Source organism: Terriglobus sp. 2YAB30_2 (genome assembly GCF_052114765.1).
Taxonomy (GTDB): Bacteria; Acidobacteriota; Terriglobia; order Terriglobales; family Acidobacteriaceae; genus Terriglobus.
The window spans coordinates 64,605-81,465 of sequence record NZ_JBFRFJ010000002.1; the positions used below are offsets into that span (position 1 = coordinate 64,605).

Here is a 16,861-nt window from a genome sequence, read left to right on the forward strand (position 1 = left end):
AACGTTATTCAATCATTCACTTCTTCAATCATTCAATGACTCAAGAGCAGATCCTGCACAGCTCCTGGCCAGTCCGGAAAGCTCCATGTGAATCCGTGTTGCTGCAATACCGTCGGCACGCTGCATCGTGACTTCAGAACCAGCACCGGTTCCGTCCGTAATAGAAGGGAACTGAGCTGAATTCCAAAAGCGGGCGCAGGCAGGCCGATGGGCATGCGAACAGCTTGCCGCAGCAAGCGCATGAACTCGAGATTCGGCAGCGGCTGTGGACTGGTGATATTCACAGGACCTGCGATGTCCTCTCGTTCGATCAGGAACTCCACAGCCCGGGCATAGTCGGCGTGGTGCATCCACGAGATGAATTGCTCCCCGGATCCCTGCGGTCCCCCAAGACCGAATCGTGCCAGCGTCGACAACAGCCTAAAGACGCCGCCCCGGTCCGGAGAGAGCATCAACGTGGTGCGTAACGCCACCTTGCGCGTGCCCGGTACCTGTTCCGTTCGAAATGTTTCCTCCCATCGCCACACGACTTCTGAAAGGAACCGCCATGATTCGGGAGTTGTGCTGTCCATCGCTCCCGTATCTTGATATCCGCTGATGGTGGTCTCGGGAGTAGGAGCAAGAGAGTGTGGGTAGATATCGACAGCGGAAGCGTTAAGCCATACACGTGGTGGCCGTCTGCGGGAGCGAATGGCCGCTGCCGTTGTCTTGGTCGCATCGAGGCGGCTGTCGAGGATCAGGGCGCGATGTTCAGGGGTGAAGCGGGTATTGATGCTTGAACCGGCGAGATTGATAACCGCGTCTGCCCCTTCAAGGCATTTGGTCCACCGCCCAACGGTCTTACCGTCCCAGGCTACTGTAGCCCAGGGCGCGGGATGTGGAGTACGAGAGATGCTGATGAGCTCGATGCCTCGGCCATGAAAATGGCGAGCCAGGGTCTGGCCAATCTGGCCGGAGCCGCCAAGGAGAACGACCTTGCCTAAGCGAGATACTCCCTGATCCATGGGTCTTCCGAATGCGTGAGTTCAAGTGTGGTGCCGTCGAAGACGACCCGTCCCTCATTCAGGATGAGGAACTTTGTATTCTCTTCGAGCTCCCCTTCGGGCAGGAGCTCCAGTCGCTGTTCCTTCTGGTCGTAATAGTGCTTGGCCAGGGTAAAGGCGTCCTGCAGGCGATGCGTGATGAGCAATGATGTCGTTTGGGAGACATCGCGTTGCTTGGCCACCAGGGCAACGATGGTTGTTGACGTGATGGGGTCCAGACCGCCGGTCGGTGAATCGTAGAGGATCAGGTCCGGACCGGTAATGATGGCGCGGGCGATCGAGACACGCCGGCGCATACCGCCGGAGAGCTCAGAGGGAAACTTCTCAATGGCATGACCCAGTTCGACGAATTCCAGCGCTTCCACGACGCGGCGATGAGCCTCTTCCGGGGCAACGCCTTCTTCGTTGAGGCGGTAGGCGACGTTGTCCTCGACGTTGATGGAGTCGAACAGAGCCGATTCCTGAAAGACCATACCGATACGCCGACGCAGTTTGAAGAGATCCCGCTCCCGCATCGCCGTGATCTCTTCTCCAAAGACGAAGATGCGGCCCGAATCCGGCTTGAGAAGACCATCAACCAGCTTCAGCAGAACAGATTTGCCACCGCCCGCCGGGCCCAGCAACATGCGGGTCTCACCGGGCATGACGGTAAAGGAGACATTGCGCAATACCTCGTTGCCTTCGAAGCTGATGGAGACGTCCTCGAAGGAGACAACCGGAGCGTCAGGAGGCAATCCATGCTTGAGCGCGGTCTCTTTGATGGATGGCATCTAGCGTCCCAGGATCCCGATCAAGAACCGGGTCAGAATGAAATCCGAAACGATGATCAAAATGGAAGAGGCTACTACGGCCTCAGTCGTGGATCGTCCCACACCCTGGGTGCCGCCTTTCGTCTGCATGCCGAAGTAGCAGCCGATGGACGAGATGATGAAGCCGAAGAAGACCGGTTTCGTGAGCCCTTGCCAAAGGTCGGCCCATACCAGAGCCGAGTAGGTCGAAGTGAAGTAGGCGTGTCCATCCAGGCCCAGAAGGAAGACTGCAACCAGCCCGCCTCCCATGATACCCATGCACATAGACAGGATAGAAAGCCAGAAGAGCATGAAGACGGTCGCCAGAACGCGCGGAGCAACCAGCTTGCGTACCGGATCGACACCGAGCGCGCGCATGGCATCAATCTGTTCCGTTACACGCATGGAGCCAAGTTCGGATGCCATGCCGGAGGCATTACGGCCAGAGACCATCAGTCCGGTCAGCACAGGGCCGAGTTCCTTCACCATAGAAAGAGCGACCAGGTTGCCGGTCTTACTGACCGCGCCGAACTCCTGCAACGCAGTCGCCGCCTGCAGAGCCAGCACGCAACCCGTGAAGAAGCCGGTCAAGACAACAATCGGCAAGGAGCCAACACCGATCAGGTCCATCTGCTGGAAGATGTCTCCCCAGTAGATAGGCGGGGTCAACAGCGAGCGGAAGGCACGTCCGGCCAGCAGAGAGTACTCCTGGAGCGCCAGGAGTTTGGATTTGACCCACGCAGTGGGAGACGGTAGCGGAATTGGCATGCTCTTGCTGGAATTATCTCGTACTGCTGCTGTCGTTTAGATGCAGCTCGATAAGATTTGGCTTAAGGGATTGTGCATAGGGTCGCACACCCTTGGGTGCAGGATGAGAAAATAAGGAGATGGCTGACACCATGCAAGCTGCCGTGCTGTACGGCAAGGAAGATTTGCGTCTCGAAACGGTAGACCGCCCCACGGCTGGCCCGGGAGAGATTGTTGTTCGTGTTGGAGCTGCCTTAACCTGCGGTACGGACCTCAAGGTCTATCGTCGTGGCTACCATGCCATGATGCTGAAGCCGCCTATTCCGTTCGGGCACGAGCTTGCCGGAACCGTGGTGGAGGCCGGCGAGGGTGCGAAGTTCAAGATTGGCGACCGGGTTGTGGCTTTGAACTCGGCTCCGTGCGACCAGTGTTACTGGTGCATGAAGGCGCAGCAGAACCTTTGCGAAGACCTCCTCTTCAACAACGGAGCCTATGCGGAGTACATCCGCATTCCGGCTCGTATCGTTGCGAAGAATACCCTTCCGGTTCCCGAGAGTCTGCCGTTTGAGTACGCGGCGTTGACTGAGCCTCTGGCCTGTGTGATCCGCGGCCTGGAAGAGTCGAATGCGAAGCTGGGCGACTCCATGGTGGTGATCGGCGCCGGTCCCATTGGTCTGATGTTTATGCATGCGGCGGACATTGCCGGCGTTGAGGTGATTGCTGTCGTCAAACGCGATGATCAGATCGAAACCGCGAAGGTCTTCGGAGCGCGGCACGTCGTCCAGATTGCTCACGGGGTCGACGCCATCGCAGAGGTCCGCAAGCTGACGCCCGGAAGTCGTGGCGTGGACATTGCCATTGAAGCGGTAGCGACGGCAATGACCTGGGAGTGGGCCGTTGATATGGTCCGCAAGGGCGGTACAGTTAACTTCTTTGGCGGTCCTCCCAGCGGAACAAAGGTACAGCTCGACACGAACCGCCTGCACTATGGCGACATCACGCTGAAGGCGAGTTTCCATCACACCCCGGCCACATCCAGGACTGCCTTCGAGCTGATCAAGAGCGGGCGTTTCAAGTGTGCCGAATACATTACGGGCCGCGCCGGTCTGGCAGACGTTCCGGAGATCTTCCGCAAGATGATGGTGCGTTCTGCTGAGGGAGTGAAAGACATCAAGACGGCCGTCTTTCCAGAAGGAGTGTCATGTTAGAAGGCGCTCCAGCCCAGTACGTCATGCCCGCAGCGCGCCCAACGGTGGAAGAAGCACGTGCGTGGTGCCATAACCTGGCGACCAGCCACTACGAGAACTTTCACGTCGTGACGTGGTTCCTGCCGAAGGAGTTCAAGACTGACTTCGAGGCGCTTTACTCCTACTGCCGTGCCTCGGACGACCTTGGAGATGAGGTCGCCACTCCGGAGATCGGTATGCGCCTGCTCGAAGAGTGGGGTGTACTGCTGCGCGAGTGCTATGAGGCTCCCGAGCAGACGAAGCATCCCATCTTTGTTGCGCTGACCGAGACCATACGCGAGCGGAAGATTCCCATGCAGCCGTTCCTGGATCTTCTGGCGGCCTTCAAGGCAGATCAGACCAAGACCCGGCATGCCTCGATCGCCGAGCTGGAGGAGTACTCGGTGTATTCCGCGAACCCCGTTGGCCGCATGATCCTGCATACCTGCGGTTATCACGACGAATCCCTGAATCTGCTCTCGGACAGGATCTGTACCGCGCTGCAGTTGGCGAACTTCTGGCAGGATGTCGGCGAAGACTGGGACCGTGGACGTGTCTACCTGCCGCAGGACTGGATGGTGCGCTTCGGCGTAACGGAAGAGCAGATTGCGGCTCGCCGCGTCACACCGCAGTTCCGGGAGATGATGCGCGGTCTTGTCGCTGAGACACGCGCGATGTTTAACGAGGGAGCAGCCCTCGAGCGTGGTGTGGAGAAGCAACTCGCCGTGACCTTGCGTCTTTTCCGCCGCGGTGGAGAGAGCATCCTGAACGCGATTGAATCTCAGGGATATGACACGCTCACACGGCGTCCGGTGGTGACCAAGGCGGCCAAGGTAAAGCTATTGGGCCGCGCATTTGTGGAGAAGATGGTCGCGTGAGTATCTCTGTAGAGCAGGCCTATACGCAGTGCCGGGCCATTGCAAAGCGGGAGGCGAAGAACTTCTACTATTCCTTCGTCGCGTTACCGCCGCACAAATCCAATGCCATGTGCGCGGTGTATGCCTTCATGCGCAAGGCAGACGACCTGGCGGACGATGAGAGCCTGAGCATCCCGGAACGCCGGCAGCGGATGGCTGTCTGGCTTGATGACTGGCGTCATGCCCGCGCCGGCGCACCAACGGATGACGCTGTTTTTGTCGCTTTGAACGATGCGCAGCGCCGTTTTCAGATTCCCGACGATCTGCTGGAGAAGCTGGTACAGGGCACCACGCTGGACATTCAGGAGACGAAGCCCGGTGTACGCATTCTTGAGATCGACGGCAAGCCGTATGAGGTTTATGAGTCGATCACATCGTTGTACGACTACTGCTATCTCGTCGCCAGTGTTGTCGGCCTGGTATGCATCCGCATCTTCGGGTACCACGGAGCGGAGGCTGAAAAGCTTGCGGAAGAAACAGGCCTGGCCTTCCAGGTAACGAATATCCTGCGCGATGTGAAAGAAGATGGCGAGCGGGGCCGCATCTATCTTCCTCTGGATGAGTTGCAGGCAGCGGGACTCGCGCCCGCCGATGTTGTTCAGGGCGATCCACAGCGTCTGCGTCCTGTCCTGCTGAGCCTTGCCGCAAAGGCAAGGGCAATGTATTTCGCCTCAGATCGTCTGATTCCGATGCTTGATCGTGACAGCAGGGCAGCGATGTGGGTGCTGGCAAAGATCTATCGCATGCTGCTGGAACGTATCGAGAGGATGGAGTTCGATGTCTTCTCCGAGCGTGTCTCTGTGCCGACGGCCACCAAGCTTCGGGTGCTGGGGCAGGGCATGGGGATGACCCTGTGGAACCGGGTGGTTGCGCGATGAAAGACGTCATTATTGTCGGCGGAGGACTCGCCGGCCTGACGGCTGCGCACGCGCTCGCAATGCAGGGAATCTCCGTGCAGGTGTTGGAGCGTCGTCCATACATCGGTGGACGGGCGTACTCCTACGAGCATCCCGCTCTGAACGAGGTCATTGACTGTCAGCATGTCATGCTCGGTTGCTGTACGAATCTTGTCGCTCTCTGCAAGGCGGCAGGGCTGGGAGACAAGATTCGCTGGTATGACGATCTGACATTCCTGGAGCCGGGCGGGCGCGCCAGCCGCATTGGTCCCAGCGGTCTGCCGGCGCCGGGGCACAACAGCCTGAGCTTTTTGACGGCGCCAATGCTCGGTGTTGCCGATAAGGCAGCCATCGTGCGGGGACTGCTCCAGTTCCTACGAGGGTATCCAACGGACGATACGGAGAGCTTCGCGAGCTGGTTGAAGCGTACGGGCCAGACGGAGCGGGCTATCAAGCACTTCTGGGCTCCGGTCATCATCGGTGCGCTGAACGACCGTTTCGAGAACTGTTCGCTGAGGTACGCCGGACAGGTCTTCCATGAGTCCTTCCTGAAGGCGTCCACCGCCGGGCGGCTCGGTATTCCCATGCTTCCGCTGAGCGCGTTCTATGGCGAGGTAGCCCGGGCAGCGGAGGAACAGGGCGCGGAGTTCGTGCTGCGGGCGAGCGTTGAGAGTATCTCCGGAGACTCCACCACTGGCTTTACGCTGCAAACCACAGCCGGGGTCTTTCAGGCCAGACAGGTGATCGCCGCTCTCCCCTTCGAACAGGCGGTGAAGCTGCTCCCAGAGCTTACGTCAACGATTACGCACTTCGTTCATGCGCCCATTACGACGGTCCATCTCTGGTGGGAGAACGAGATCACGGACCTGGACCATGCGGTCCTGCTCGATACCACCATCGAATGGATCTTCCATAAGTCCCGCATCCGGGGATACGACGCCTCGCGTGGCAGCTATACGGAGCTTGTCATCAGCGCTTCCCACCGGCAGCTCAAGCAGGAGCGGGATGAGATTATCCAAAGCGCAATCAATGAGTTAGCTCTATTTTTCCCGAAGACGAAAACGACCCGGTTGCTCAAAACCGGGGTATTGAAAGAGGCCCGGGCCACCTTTTCGGTGCTGCCTGGGCTCGACCGCTACCGCCCCTCCCAGGGGGAGAGCGGCCGCCCAGGAATTTTTCTTGCAGGGGACTGGACGAAGACAGGCTGGCCCTCTACGATGGAGGGCGCTGTCCGCAGCGGGTTGTTGGCTGCGTCATCGATTACGGAGCGTGTAAACCTTGAGCCCGATCTTCCAGCCGACGGAATTATGCCGTGGATTCTTGGGGGTTTTTAGCGTTTTCACGTGGCGTTCACATGCCAGCAACCGGACTGAAACCGTAAACGGTGACGCTAATAGAAACACAAAAGGAGTGTTCTCTCATGCGCAGACGGATTCAATCCGCGCGGTTGATGTGCTTCTACCTGCTTCTTGTTGTTGGCCTCGTGATGCTCAGTCCAGTTGTTGGTTGGGCGCAATTCGAAAACGCATCTGTGATTGGTTATGTCCGTGACAAATCGGGAGCTGCGGTTTCCGGCTCTTCCGTTACGCTGACCAACACAGGTACAAACGTCTCCCAGACGTCCAAAACTGACGGAGAAGGCAAGTTTGAGTTCAATTCCGTCAACATTGGCAACTACGTGGTTACCGCAGAGTCTGCGGGATTCCAAACAACGAAAACTGCCCCATTTGCTCTGACGGTCAATGCTCGTCAGCGTGTCGACGTGAACGTGGCTGCCGGCACCGTCAATGAGACGGTCGAAGTGAGTGCTGCCGCTCAAATTCTCGATACCGAAACCAGTTCACGGTCGACGGTTGTTGGCACACGCGAAGTTGAGAGCCTTCCGCTCAACGGACGTTCGTATGCGGACCTTGCCCTGCTGGTACCCGGAACCCGCAAGTCCTTCCTGGAGAATCAGACAACCTCTAGCCGTGAGGCATCGTTCAATGTCAACGGTCAGCGTTCCGCGTTCAACAACTTCCTGTTGGACGGCTTGGACAACAACAACTACGGTACTTCGAACCAGGGTTTTGCCAACGAAAACATTCCTCCCTCTCCGGATGCGGTGAGCGAATTCCGCGTCGAGGTGAATAACTATTCGGCGGAATATGGCCGAGCTCCTGGCGCCGTAGTTAATGCTGCCATCCGTCGCGGTACGAACCAGATCCACGGCCGCGCCTGGGATTATGTCCGCAATACCAGCTTCAACGCGATCGGACCGTTCCTTGCGACCGGTGCAACCAAGCCGAAATTTATTCGTAACCAGTTCGGCGGCACGTTTGGTGCTCCGATTTGGAAAGATCACACGTTTTTCTTCGGTGACTACGAAGGGGTTCGGCAGATCTTCAATAACGCTGCGTCTACATCCACACTGCCGACCGCAAATCAGCGCGGCGGCCTGTTCTATCTCAACGACGATACGTCGAACGCAAGCAACGCCATCCCGCTAAAGAATCCGATCAGCGGCAAGACCTACACTGGTGTCATTCCGACCAGCGATATGACGCAGTTTGCTCGTGCGGTGCTAACAACATTGCCGACCAATACCGTTGCCGGACTTGCGAACAACTACACCATTACTCCTCGCGGCATCATCAATGACGACAAGGGGGATGCCCGTGTGGATCACACCTTCAACGATCATTGGACGATCTTCGGCCGTTACAGCCAGCACGCGGGCTATATCTTTGACCCGCCGAGCATCGCTGGCCGGGCAGGTGGCAACTCGAACGGCAATGTGAATATCAAGAACCGTGCGATTGCTGGTGGTGTTACCTGGACAATTTCCGCGAACAAGTTGCTGGACATCCGTTTTGGGTGGTCGAAGAACGAAGGCGGAAAGTTCCCGGTTGGTTTCGGCGGCGCTTCGATGCTGACCGAAAATGGCATCACCAACGGCATTCCTACCGATCCACGCGTTGTTCGCCCTTTGAATCAGCAATCTGTCACGGGCTTCTCGCAGTTTGGCGCGCAGAGTTCCAACCCGCAGTTCCAGAATCCGACCATCTTCAATCCGAAGGGCAACTTTACCTGGGTAAAGAGCCTGCATACGATGAAGTTCGGTTATGAAAACCAGCTTGTTCACACCGAAGTGAATGACTACAACCCCAGCTACGGTTCCGATACCTACCAAGGGACGTTCGCCGCGAACGGGAATCCTTCCAACACGACGGTTGCGAGCGGTGCTCCCACGCTGTCGAACCAATTGCAGCAGGCGCGTAACCTCGCTGACTTCATGTTCGGAAACCGCAGCGACTACGCTCTTACAACCTTTGCCGTCGTGAACCTGCGTCAGCGTTACAACTTCATGTACTTCCAGGACGACATGAAGGTATCCCCGAAGCTCACGGTGAACGCCGGTATTCGCTACGAAATCGTGACGCCTCAGTTCGAGCGTGACAATCGGCTTGCGAACTTCGATCCTCGTACCAACACCCTCATTTCCGCCTCGGGCGATAGCGTTGCCAGCCGCGCCCAGGTCAATACGCCTAAGTTGAATGTCGCTCCGCGTTTCGGCCTCTCTTACGCGGCAACGGACAAGACAGTACTGCGTGCGGGCTACGGCATTGTTTACACCCAGTGGAATCGTGCTGGTGGTGAAAACAACCTCACCTACAACGGTCCGTACGTCGTAAATGCAACGATCACGCAGACCCCATCCCTGGGACTCTGCACGAACGACACCCAGCTTCAGTCTGCCTGCTTCCGTCAGACGCAGCAGGGCTACTCTGTCAACCTGACATCGCCGGCTTACTTCAACCCGCTCAACGTAACCACTCGTTACATCCCGCGTGATCTCAAAACGGGTTATGTGCAGAGCTTCCACGCCGGCTTCCAGCAGACTCTTGGCGCCGGTTGGCTCGTTGATCTGGCCTACGTCGGCAATGTCTCAAAGCATCTGCAGATCCTCGCAGATTACAACCAGGCAACTCCTTGCGCTGTCGGCCTGACGACGTGCGGTACTCAGCAGTCCCGTCGTCCAGTCTCTACCTTTGGCTCGATTGAAATTGCTTACGGTGCTGGCGCTGCGAGCTACAACTCGCTGCAGTTCAAAGTGGAGAAGCAGGCGGCTCGCGGTCTGTTCCTGATGAACGCCTTCACCTGGAGCCGTACCTTCGACCAGTCGGGTGGACACCTGGAGGCGAACTCGGGTGACAATTCACGTGTTGACTACCGCAACCCGGGCGCTAGCTATGGCCCGTCAAACTATGACCAGCCCCTCACCAACGTCACTTCGGTTGTTTATGACCTTCCATATGGTCATGGACGCCACTGGGGATCTGGTTCGGGTTATCTGGCCAACTCCGTGTTGGGTGGCTGGCAGTTGACGCTGATCAATACGATGACCAGTGGATTGCCCATCAACGTCACCTATGCAATGCCCTCGGGTTCCAACCTGAACGTCTCTGGTCTGGTTACCTACCGTCCAAATCGTGTTGCTGGAGCAGCGTTGCGTGGCGCAACCCTGACCAAGAGCAACACCGCTCTGAACGGATATATCAACGCAGCGGCATTCACCGTGCCGAGCGATATCGCTGGATCGACCAATCCCTGGGGTACCGCCAGCCGCAACCTGATGCGTGGATTCGCCTTCTATCAAGCTGATTTCGGCTTGCACAAGGCATTCCCGCTATGGAGCGACGCTGCAAACTTTGATTTCCGTGCAGAGGCCTTCAATCTGCTGAACAAGGTGAACTACTCCACACCCAGCAGCTCTGTGAACTCGTCGGGCTTCGGTTCGATTACGGCCGCACAGCCTGCTCGTCAGTTGCAGTTGGCAGCGAAGATCATCTTCTAACTGCTACTTCACCACAACAAGAAGGGCGGCCAGCTGGCCGCCCTTCTTATTTGATACGAAATCTGCAAGGAGTCTGAAATATGCAGGACCCTTACTGTTGCTCCGCTTCGCTCGGTGTCTCCCAGTAGCGATGGTCGTTTGCGAAGTAGGAGTCATTCCACGTGTTCAGCATGGTGCGGAAGAAGAGGAAGACCATGCGGAGCCGGCCGGTGCGGAGGAAGCGCCGGTTCGACGTGAGGATATGGCCGCGCAGAATGCCGAACCGTCGCGGAGAAATCTGGCGGGTGAGGTGATAGTCCTCGGCGAAGAGAGCCGATTCATCGAAGCCACCCAGACGATTGAAGGCGGCAGTATCGAAAAGCAGAAACATCCCGGTCCCGAACGGCTTGGTGAACGAGCCGATGCGCTGCATCAGATTGTTTGCCAGGTAGAGCGCATGATCGAAGGGATTGCGGCTCATACAGCGGATCGAGGTCGTCAGGCAATGAAGCCTCCTGCGGCGCAGCAGACGGACTGCGCGACGGATCAGCGTGTCATCGTCCAGTTCAATATCGGCATCGAGAAAGAGGATATAAGGGGTCGAGGCCACCCGAGCGCCGGCATTTCGGCCAACGGAGGGAAGTCCGCCGGGGATGACCGTTACATTGAGCCGGTCGGCAAATTTCATGGCCAATTCGACGGTTCCGTCCGTCGAGCCGGCGTCCGCAACAAAGATCGGTACGAAGCGCATTGCTGGCAGATCCTGTCTGGATAGGGAATCCAGCAGTCGCGGCAGGTAAGCGGCTTCATTCTTGGCAGGAATTACGATGGTCAGTTCGGATGGCGAGCACACGACGTCCATGCTCAAGCATGTGGTGCATCCCACTGCGGGCAGGTGAAGCTTTCATGAAAACCCTGTAAACAGTGCAGGGTTACCGCTCCAGGTACCCGATGGGAAGCATCCCGCGGACGGAGTTCCCAAGGTACAGACGATCTGTCGGTAAAAGGCCGTCCAGCTTCAGGGAGCGCTCCTCAGGGTGGAGATGGGCGCGCATCACACCTGGCAGTACTCCGTCTGTCAACGGAGGCGTAAACAGCTTTCCGTCGCGTTCGATAAAGAAGTTCGTGATCGCTCCTTCGGTGATGTTGCCATCTTCGTTGAGAAAAAGGATTTCATCGAAGCCATGCTCGCGCGCGAGACGAAGTTGTTCGTCGTAGAGCTTGCGGCGGGTGGTCTTGTGCTGAAGAAATAGATCTCCCGAGCGTGTCCGGATGTTGGAGAGCAGCACTCTCAGCGGACGGTCTTCGAGCTGAACCGGCACAGACTCGATAGTGAAAACGCCAGAGCGATTACTGAGCACTCGGATACGGTGCGTGCCTGAGAGCGTCTGGACCGTTTGCTGGAGAGCAAGACGCAGCTTATCGAGATCGCAGGCGAAATCGAAGTAGGCGGCCGATTGCTGCAGACGGGCGAAGTGTTCCTCGAGAAAGTGAAGGCGGCTTCCATCCCACAGCATGGTCTCGATCAACTGGAAGGGCTGTGCGTCCTGTTGCAGGAAGGCTCCCTTGAGCCGCGTCTCTTCGTACTCCGCAGCGGCGTCCGAGTCATATGTGATTCCCGCGCCGATTCCCATCTTCGCGTGGCCACCTTCCAGCGTGATGGTGCGGATTGCCACGGAGAAACATGCTTCGCCGCCGGGCGCGATAAAACCGATACAGCCGGTATAAGCGCCTCGCGGCTCTTCTTCCAAAGAGTGAATCAGTTCCATGGTTTTGATCTTTGGAGCGCCGACGATGGAACCTGAAGGGAAGAGCGCCCGGAAGATCTCGGCATAACCGATTCCGGGGCGCAGATCGCCATGAATGGTTGAGGTCATCTGGTGCAGCGTCGAGTAGCGTTCTACCTCGAAGAGCTTGTCGACATGAACGGAGCCGGTTGCACAGATACGTCCGAGATCATTGCGCAACAGATCGACGATCATCAAATTCTCGGCGCGGTTCTTTTCGTCATTTGCCAGCCACGCCATCTTCTCGCGGTCTTCTTCAAGATCGCGGCCGCGCTGCACCGTACCTTTCATGGGACGCGTCGTGATGCGGCTTCCTTCGCGGCGGAAAAACAACTCCGGCGAAGCGGAAAGGATCTGCGTCGATCCGAGATTGAGGAAGGCGCCGAACTCAACGGGTTGTACGGCAAGGATGTGATGCAGCAACGCTTCAGGAAAATCTGTGTAGTTCCATTGGAGCTTCGTCGTCAGATTGAGTTGATAGGTATCGCCTTGCTCGATGTGCTGCTTGATGCGCGCGATCTTATCCGCAAAGGTCGATGCAGACATGGTGATGGAGGGACCTTCGATCGAGATCTGCGACGGCTCTGGTTGGTAGCTGAAGCTCTCTCGATCGGGGTAGATGCCAAACCATGCCAGCCGCTGCGGGGACAAGAGGCGCCGCAATGAGGGCTCAAGGGCATAGCCAGCTTCGTAGGCGAGATACCCGGCAGCGTAGAGGCCTTTCGCCACGGCGCTGTCGATGCGCTGCAACAGCTCTTCCAATTCCTCCACCGTAGAAGCGGTGATGGTCTCTACCGGATTACGGAATAGATAGCTGGATGCCCCGGGAAGAGCATGGATCAGTGCAACGGTACCAACCTGGATACGAGGGAACACGCTCTCTTCAGAATAAGCTGCAGCAGAGCAGATGCGATCTGGTAGCGTCTCGTCATGCCCACAAGGCCGAAGCGGAGAGGTCTCTGGTTGCTGGCCTTCGCAATCGCCGCAATCCTGATCGTGTGGGGAATGAGACCTCGTATCACGCCAATCAAGGGATCTGCGATCGCTAATCGAGTCACGGTTGAGAAAAGCAACCATCGCCTCCTCTTATATCGCGATGGCGCTGTTCTCAGAAGTTATGCCGTCGCTTTGGGCCGAGGAGGCATCGGCCCCAAAGAGCGTGCAGGAGACAACAGAGTTCCCGAAGGGCAATACCGCATCGTGAGCCGAAATCCACATAGCGCCTTCTATAGGGCCTTACGTGTCGGATATCCGACGCCGCAACAGGTTGCGGCGGCACGTGCCGCCGGTATCGATCCCGGCAGCGACATCATGATCCATGGAATTCTCAATGGATTGGGCTGGATCGGAGCATTCCAGCGCACAATGGACTGGACTCGAGGCTGTGTAGCGGTAACTGACGAAGAGATGGATGAGATATGGCGTCTCGTCCCCGACGGGACGCCCATCGAGATCCGCCCTTAGCTGAACAGGAACTCCTTCGTCCGGAGCTCCTTGATCGTGTCGCGCAACTTTGCTRCCTTCTCGAACTCGAACTGTTTGGCTGCCTCGCGCATCTCGGTTTCGAGCTTTCCGATGTAGGTGTCCAATTCCTGCTGCGTCGCGAACTCCGGCATCCCTTCCACCTCTGCCGTCAGATCTGCATAATCGGCTGCCAGCACCACGGCAAGCGAGTCTTCGATTGCGCGAACGACAGTTCTCGGTGTAATGCCGTGTTCCGTGTTGTAGGCCACCTGCGCTTCGCGTCGACGGCTGGTCTCGTCGATCGCTCGCTGCATGGAGTCCGTCATCTTGTCGGCATACAGAATTGCCCGGCCTTCCAGGTGTCGCGCCGCACGTCCGATGGTCTGGATGAGCGAACCCTGCGAACGCAGAAATCCTTCCTTATCGGCGTCCAGAATAGCCACGAGAGAGACCTCAGGCAGATCCAGGCCTTCGCGCAGAAGGTTGATGCCGATCAGCACGTCGTACTCACCTTTACGTAGGTCGCGCAACAGCTTTACCCGTTCCAGTGTCTCGATCTCCGAATGCATGTAGCGGCAGCGGACACCGACTTCGGTATAGTAGCCGGCGAGATCTTCGGCCATACGTTTCGTCAGGGTTGTTACCAGGACACGCTGGTTTCTCGCAGCCCGGTCACGAATCTCGCCCAGCAGATCGTCGATCTGTCCTTTGACCGGCCGAATCTCGACTTCAGGATCGATGAGGCCGGTGGGGCGGATGATCTGTTCGACGACCACGCCCTCCGCCTTTGTCAGTTCGTACGGTCCCGGAGTCGCCGAAACGTAGATGATCTGCCCGGTGCGCGACTCAAATTCCTCGAAGCGCAGCGGCCGGTTGTCGCGTGCCGAGGGCAGGCGGAAGCCGTAGTCCACCAGGTTCTGTTTGCGGGAGCGATCACCGTGCCACATGCCGTGCAGCTGCGGTACGGTGACATGCGACTCGTCGATGAAGATCAGGAAGTCCTTCGGAAAGTAATCCAAAAGCGTCGGCGGAGGCTCACCCGGAAGACGTCCGGAGAAGTGGCGTGAGTAGTTCTCGATGCCGTGACAGTAGCCGACAGATTTGATCATCTCAAGGTCGAAGCGTGTGCGCTGATGAATGCGCTGCGCCTCCACCATGCGGCCCTCTTTTTCAAGTTGCGCCTCCCACTCGGCAAGCTCTTCGAGGATGGAGTCCATCGCCGACTTCTTCTTCTCCGGCTGCACGACGTAGTGCGATTTCGGATAGATCGGCAGCCGAGAATAGCGCTGCTTGACTGTGCCGAAGAGAGGATCGATCTGTGAAAGCGATTCGACCTCATCGCCGAAGAGCTCAATCCGGTAGGCGTTTTCGTCGTACGTGGGATAGACCTCAATCACATCGCCGCGCACACGGAAGGTGCCACGGCGGAAGTCGTGCTCGTTGCGCTCGTACAGGATCTCAACCAGTCGCCTGGTGATATCTTCGCGGCGAATCTGCTGACCTTTTTCAAGCAGCAGCAACATCCCGTAATACGCTTCCGGCGAGCCCAGGCCGTAGATGCAGCTCACAGACGAGACGATGATGCAGTCGCGGCGCTCAAAGAGAGAGCGCGTCGCTGAGAGCCGCAGCTTGTCGAGCTCTTCATTGATGGTGGCTTCTTTCTCGATGTAGAGGTCGCCCGAAGGAATGTAGGCCTCGGGCTGGTAGTAGTCGTAGTAGCTGACGAAGTACTCCACCGCGTTGTTTGGGAAGAACTGCTTGAACTCGTGATAAAGCTGCGCGGCCAATGTCTTGTTATGCGCGAGTACAAGCGCAGGACGGTCAGACTGCTCGATGACCTTCGCCATGGTGAAGGTCTTACCCGACCCGGTCACGCCGAGCAGCACCTGGTGCTTTTCACCGTCGTGCAGACCGGTCATGAGCTCGGTGATGGCACGCGGTTGGTCTCCCTGTGGCTTGTAGGTGGTGGAGAGCTGAAAGTCCATCCACTAAGAATATCAGGAGAAAGAAAAGCGAATATGTCTTAGCTCACCCTATCTCTCTGAGGGGCACCCACATTGGATTAATGAAAATGCGCTAAGCCAGGCCGGCGAGTTTACGAGTCTCCTCCCAGATATCTTCGTCGACCGGAATGCCTTTCTCCATGTTTTCGGCCCGGGTAGCCGGCAGCCGCTCGCCGGGATAGCGAACCTTCGCGTCCGGCTCGGTATGCAGCGAAGCGATGATCTCGTCGCCGATGGTGGAAACCGGTCCGAGCGCTGCTGGATTGATCGCCAGAAAGACCTGGGAGACTCCGGCCTCGCGTAGCGGATCGGGGGATACCTGGTGCGTGGCCTGTCCAAAGGAGAGCGTCGCCGCCACCACGTCCAACATCATCGCGAACGCTGAGCCCTTCCAGTAGCCGATGGGAAGAGGGTGGTGCGATTCGAGGATCGCCTTGGGATCGCTGGTGAGATTGCCGTCCTTGTCGAAGCCTCCGGGAACCGGGAGCTGTTCGCCGCGCGCCGCGTAGCCGTCCAGAGCGCCATAGGAGAACTGCGACATGGCGAAATCGATGAGGAAGTGCGCTCCATTCGCACGGGGAACTGCAATCACCAGGGGATTGTTTCCGAGCACAGATTTGTTGCCTCCCCAGGGGGCCATGTTCGGCATGGTGTTCGTGAAGCAGATGCCGATCATGCCCCTCTCGGCGGCCTGCAGGCCGTAGCTGCCGGCGCGCATCCAATGATTGGTGTAACCGATCGTCACACATCCGATTCCATGCTGATGGGCCAGCGCAATCGCCCGTCCCATCATGTGCCATGCATTCAGATTTCCCGGGCCGTAATTACCGTCCCAGCGCTCCAGTGCGCCGAAGCCGGAGACCATTGTTGGAGATGCCTCGGGACGGACAGCGCCATGCTCAATCAGCTTCGCAAAGCGAGGGAAGCGGGCGATTCCGTGCGTGTAGACGCCATCGCGGGTAGTTTCTGCAAAGAGATTGGCGCACTCCTGGGCACGCGCCGGCGTAAAGCCGAGGTTGCGAAGAGCCAGAACGAGAGTGCGGACAAGTTCGTCATACGGAATGCGCAGCATAGAACCAGCTTAGCGAAGTCGCCGCAAGCCCTGCACCTACTCATAGCCCCGATACCGTGACACTGTGACCGCACAACGCTATCCCTGCGAGAATAAGAGCAT

General features: G+C 57.8%; 13 protein-coding genes. 6 read left to right on the plus strand and 7 right to left on the minus strand.

Annotated elements, in window-relative coordinates; translation table 11 throughout:
* Positions 1 to 32: 32 nt before the first annotated feature.
* From AB4Y89_RS02925 to AB4Y89_RS02935, 3 genes are read right to left on the minus strand one after another with little or no spacing between them, the layout of a single operon-like run.
* Complete coding sequence (locus AB4Y89_RS02925; RefSeq protein ID WP_442299403.1) at positions 33 to 1,004, minus strand: TIGR01777 family oxidoreductase; 972 nt, start codon at positions 1,002 to 1,004, stop codon at positions 33 to 35.
* Positions 980 to 1,813, minus strand: coding sequence for an ABC transporter ATP-binding protein (locus tag AB4Y89_RS02930; RefSeq protein WP_442299404.1), 834 nt, complete (start codon positions 1,811 to 1,813; stop codon positions 980 to 982). Before AB4Y89_RS02930 ends, AB4Y89_RS02925 begins: the two co-directional genes overlap by 25 nt.
* Complete coding sequence (locus AB4Y89_RS02935) at positions 1,814 to 2,593, minus strand: MlaE family ABC transporter permease (protein WP_442299859.1); 780 nt, start codon at positions 2,591 to 2,593, stop codon at positions 1,814 to 1,816.
* A gap of 125 nt (positions 2,594 to 2,718) precedes the next feature.
* Here AB4Y89_RS02935 and AB4Y89_RS02940 point away from each other — a divergent pair, with 125 nt between their 5' ends.
* From AB4Y89_RS02940 to AB4Y89_RS02960, 5 genes are all read left to right on the plus strand, one after another.
* A complete protein-coding gene (locus tag AB4Y89_RS02940; RefSeq protein WP_442299405.1) occupies positions 2,719 to 3,786 on the plus strand; it encodes a zinc-dependent alcohol dehydrogenase in 1,068 nt (355 codons plus the stop codon).
* Positions 3,780 to 4,682, plus strand: a complete 903-nt coding sequence (hpnC, locus tag AB4Y89_RS02945; protein ID WP_442299406.1) for a squalene synthase HpnC — start codon at positions 3,780 to 3,782, stop codon at positions 4,680 to 4,682. The genes AB4Y89_RS02940 and hpnC overlap by 7 nt, the downstream gene beginning before the upstream one ends.
* Positions 4,679 to 5,599 (plus strand): phytoene/squalene synthase family protein, encoded by a 921-nt coding sequence (locus tag AB4Y89_RS02950; RefSeq protein ID WP_442299407.1) that lies wholly within the window; start codon positions 4,679 to 4,681, stop codon positions 5,597 to 5,599. The genes hpnC and AB4Y89_RS02950 overlap by 4 nt, the downstream gene beginning before the upstream one ends.
* Positions 5,596 to 6,951 (plus strand): hydroxysqualene dehydroxylase HpnE, encoded by a 1,356-nt coding sequence (hpnE, locus tag AB4Y89_RS02955; protein WP_442299408.1) that lies wholly within the window; start codon positions 5,596 to 5,598, stop codon positions 6,949 to 6,951. The genes AB4Y89_RS02950 and hpnE overlap by 4 nt, the downstream gene beginning before the upstream one ends.
* Positions 6,952 to 7,037: 86 nt before the next feature.
* Entirely contained in the window at positions 7,038 to 10,454 is a 3,417-nt protein-coding gene (locus AB4Y89_RS02960) for a carboxypeptidase regulatory-like domain-containing protein (protein ID WP_442299409.1), read from the plus strand.
* 91 nt (positions 10,455 to 10,545) lie between these two features.
* On the opposite strand, the gene AB4Y89_RS02965 is transcribed toward AB4Y89_RS02960, so the two are convergent.
* Both AB4Y89_RS02965 and pabB read right to left on the minus strand, forming a co-directional pair.
* Positions 10,546 to 11,295: a glycosyltransferase gene (locus tag AB4Y89_RS02965; RefSeq protein ID WP_442299860.1), complete on the minus strand. Its 750-nt coding sequence runs from the start codon at positions 11,293 to 11,295 to the stop codon at positions 10,546 to 10,548.
* A 70-nt stretch (positions 11,296 to 11,365) separates the two neighbouring features.
* Complete coding sequence (gene pabB, locus AB4Y89_RS02970; RefSeq protein WP_442299410.1) at positions 11,366 to 13,096, minus strand: aminodeoxychorismate synthase component I; 1,731 nt, start codon at positions 13,094 to 13,096, stop codon at positions 11,366 to 11,368.
* A 54-nt stretch (positions 13,097 to 13,150) separates the two neighbouring features.
* Here pabB and AB4Y89_RS02975 point away from each other — a divergent pair, with 54 nt between their 5' ends.
* Positions 13,151 to 13,684, plus strand: a complete 534-nt coding sequence (locus AB4Y89_RS02975; protein WP_442299411.1) for a L,D-transpeptidase family protein — start codon at positions 13,151 to 13,153, stop codon at positions 13,682 to 13,684.
* On the opposite strand, the gene uvrB is transcribed toward AB4Y89_RS02975, so the two are convergent.
* Positions 13,681 to 15,669 carry an excinuclease ABC subunit UvrB gene (gene uvrB / locus AB4Y89_RS02980; RefSeq protein ID WP_442299412.1) on the minus strand — a complete coding sequence of 663 codons (1,989 nt, stop codon included), beginning with the start codon at positions 15,667 to 15,669 and terminating at the stop codon, positions 13,681 to 13,683. The two genes, AB4Y89_RS02975 and uvrB, sit on opposite strands and share 4 nt — an antisense overlap.
* A gap of 91 nt (positions 15,670 to 15,760) precedes the next feature.
* Positions 15,761 to 16,759, minus strand: a complete 999-nt coding sequence (gene yiaK, locus AB4Y89_RS02985) for a 3-dehydro-L-gulonate 2-dehydrogenase (RefSeq protein WP_442299413.1) — start codon at positions 16,757 to 16,759, stop codon at positions 15,761 to 15,763.
* Positions 16,760 to 16,861: the final 102 nt, after the last annotated feature.

What these genes read in the sequence shown, in the direction of transcription:
- yiaK (WP_442299413.1), bottom strand. Translation starts at nt 16,759, where the DNA reads ATGCTGCGCATTCCGTATGACGAACTTGTCCGCACTCTCGTTCTGGCT.
- hpnC (WP_442299406.1), top strand. Translation starts at nt 3,780, where the DNA reads ATGTTAGAAGGCGCTCCAGCCCAGTACGTCATGCCCGCAGCGCGCCCA.
- AB4Y89_RS02925 (WP_442299403.1), bottom strand. Translation starts at nt 1,004, where the DNA reads ATGGATCAGGGAGTATCTCGCTTAGGCAAGGTCGTTCTCCTTGGCGGC.
- AB4Y89_RS02960 (WP_442299409.1), top strand. Translation starts at nt 7,038, where the DNA reads ATGCGCAGACGGATTCAATCCGCGCGGTTGATGTGCTTCTACCTGCTT.
- hpnE (WP_442299408.1), top strand. Translation starts at nt 5,596, where the DNA reads ATGAAAGACGTCATTATTGTCGGCGGAGGACTCGCCGGCCTGACGGCT.
- AB4Y89_RS02940 (WP_442299405.1), top strand. Translation starts at nt 2,719, where the DNA reads ATGGCTGACACCATGCAAGCTGCCGTGCTGTACGGCAAGGAAGATTTG.
- AB4Y89_RS02975 (WP_442299411.1), top strand. Translation starts at nt 13,151, where the DNA reads ATGCCCACAAGGCCGAAGCGGAGAGGTCTCTGGTTGCTGGCCTTCGCA.
- AB4Y89_RS02965 (WP_442299860.1), bottom strand. Translation starts at nt 11,295, where the DNA reads ATGGACGTCGTGTGCTCGCCATCCGAACTGACCATCGTAATTCCTGCC.
- AB4Y89_RS02930 (WP_442299404.1), bottom strand. Translation starts at nt 1,813, where the DNA reads ATGCCATCCATCAAAGAGACCGCGCTCAAGCATGGATTGCCTCCTGAC.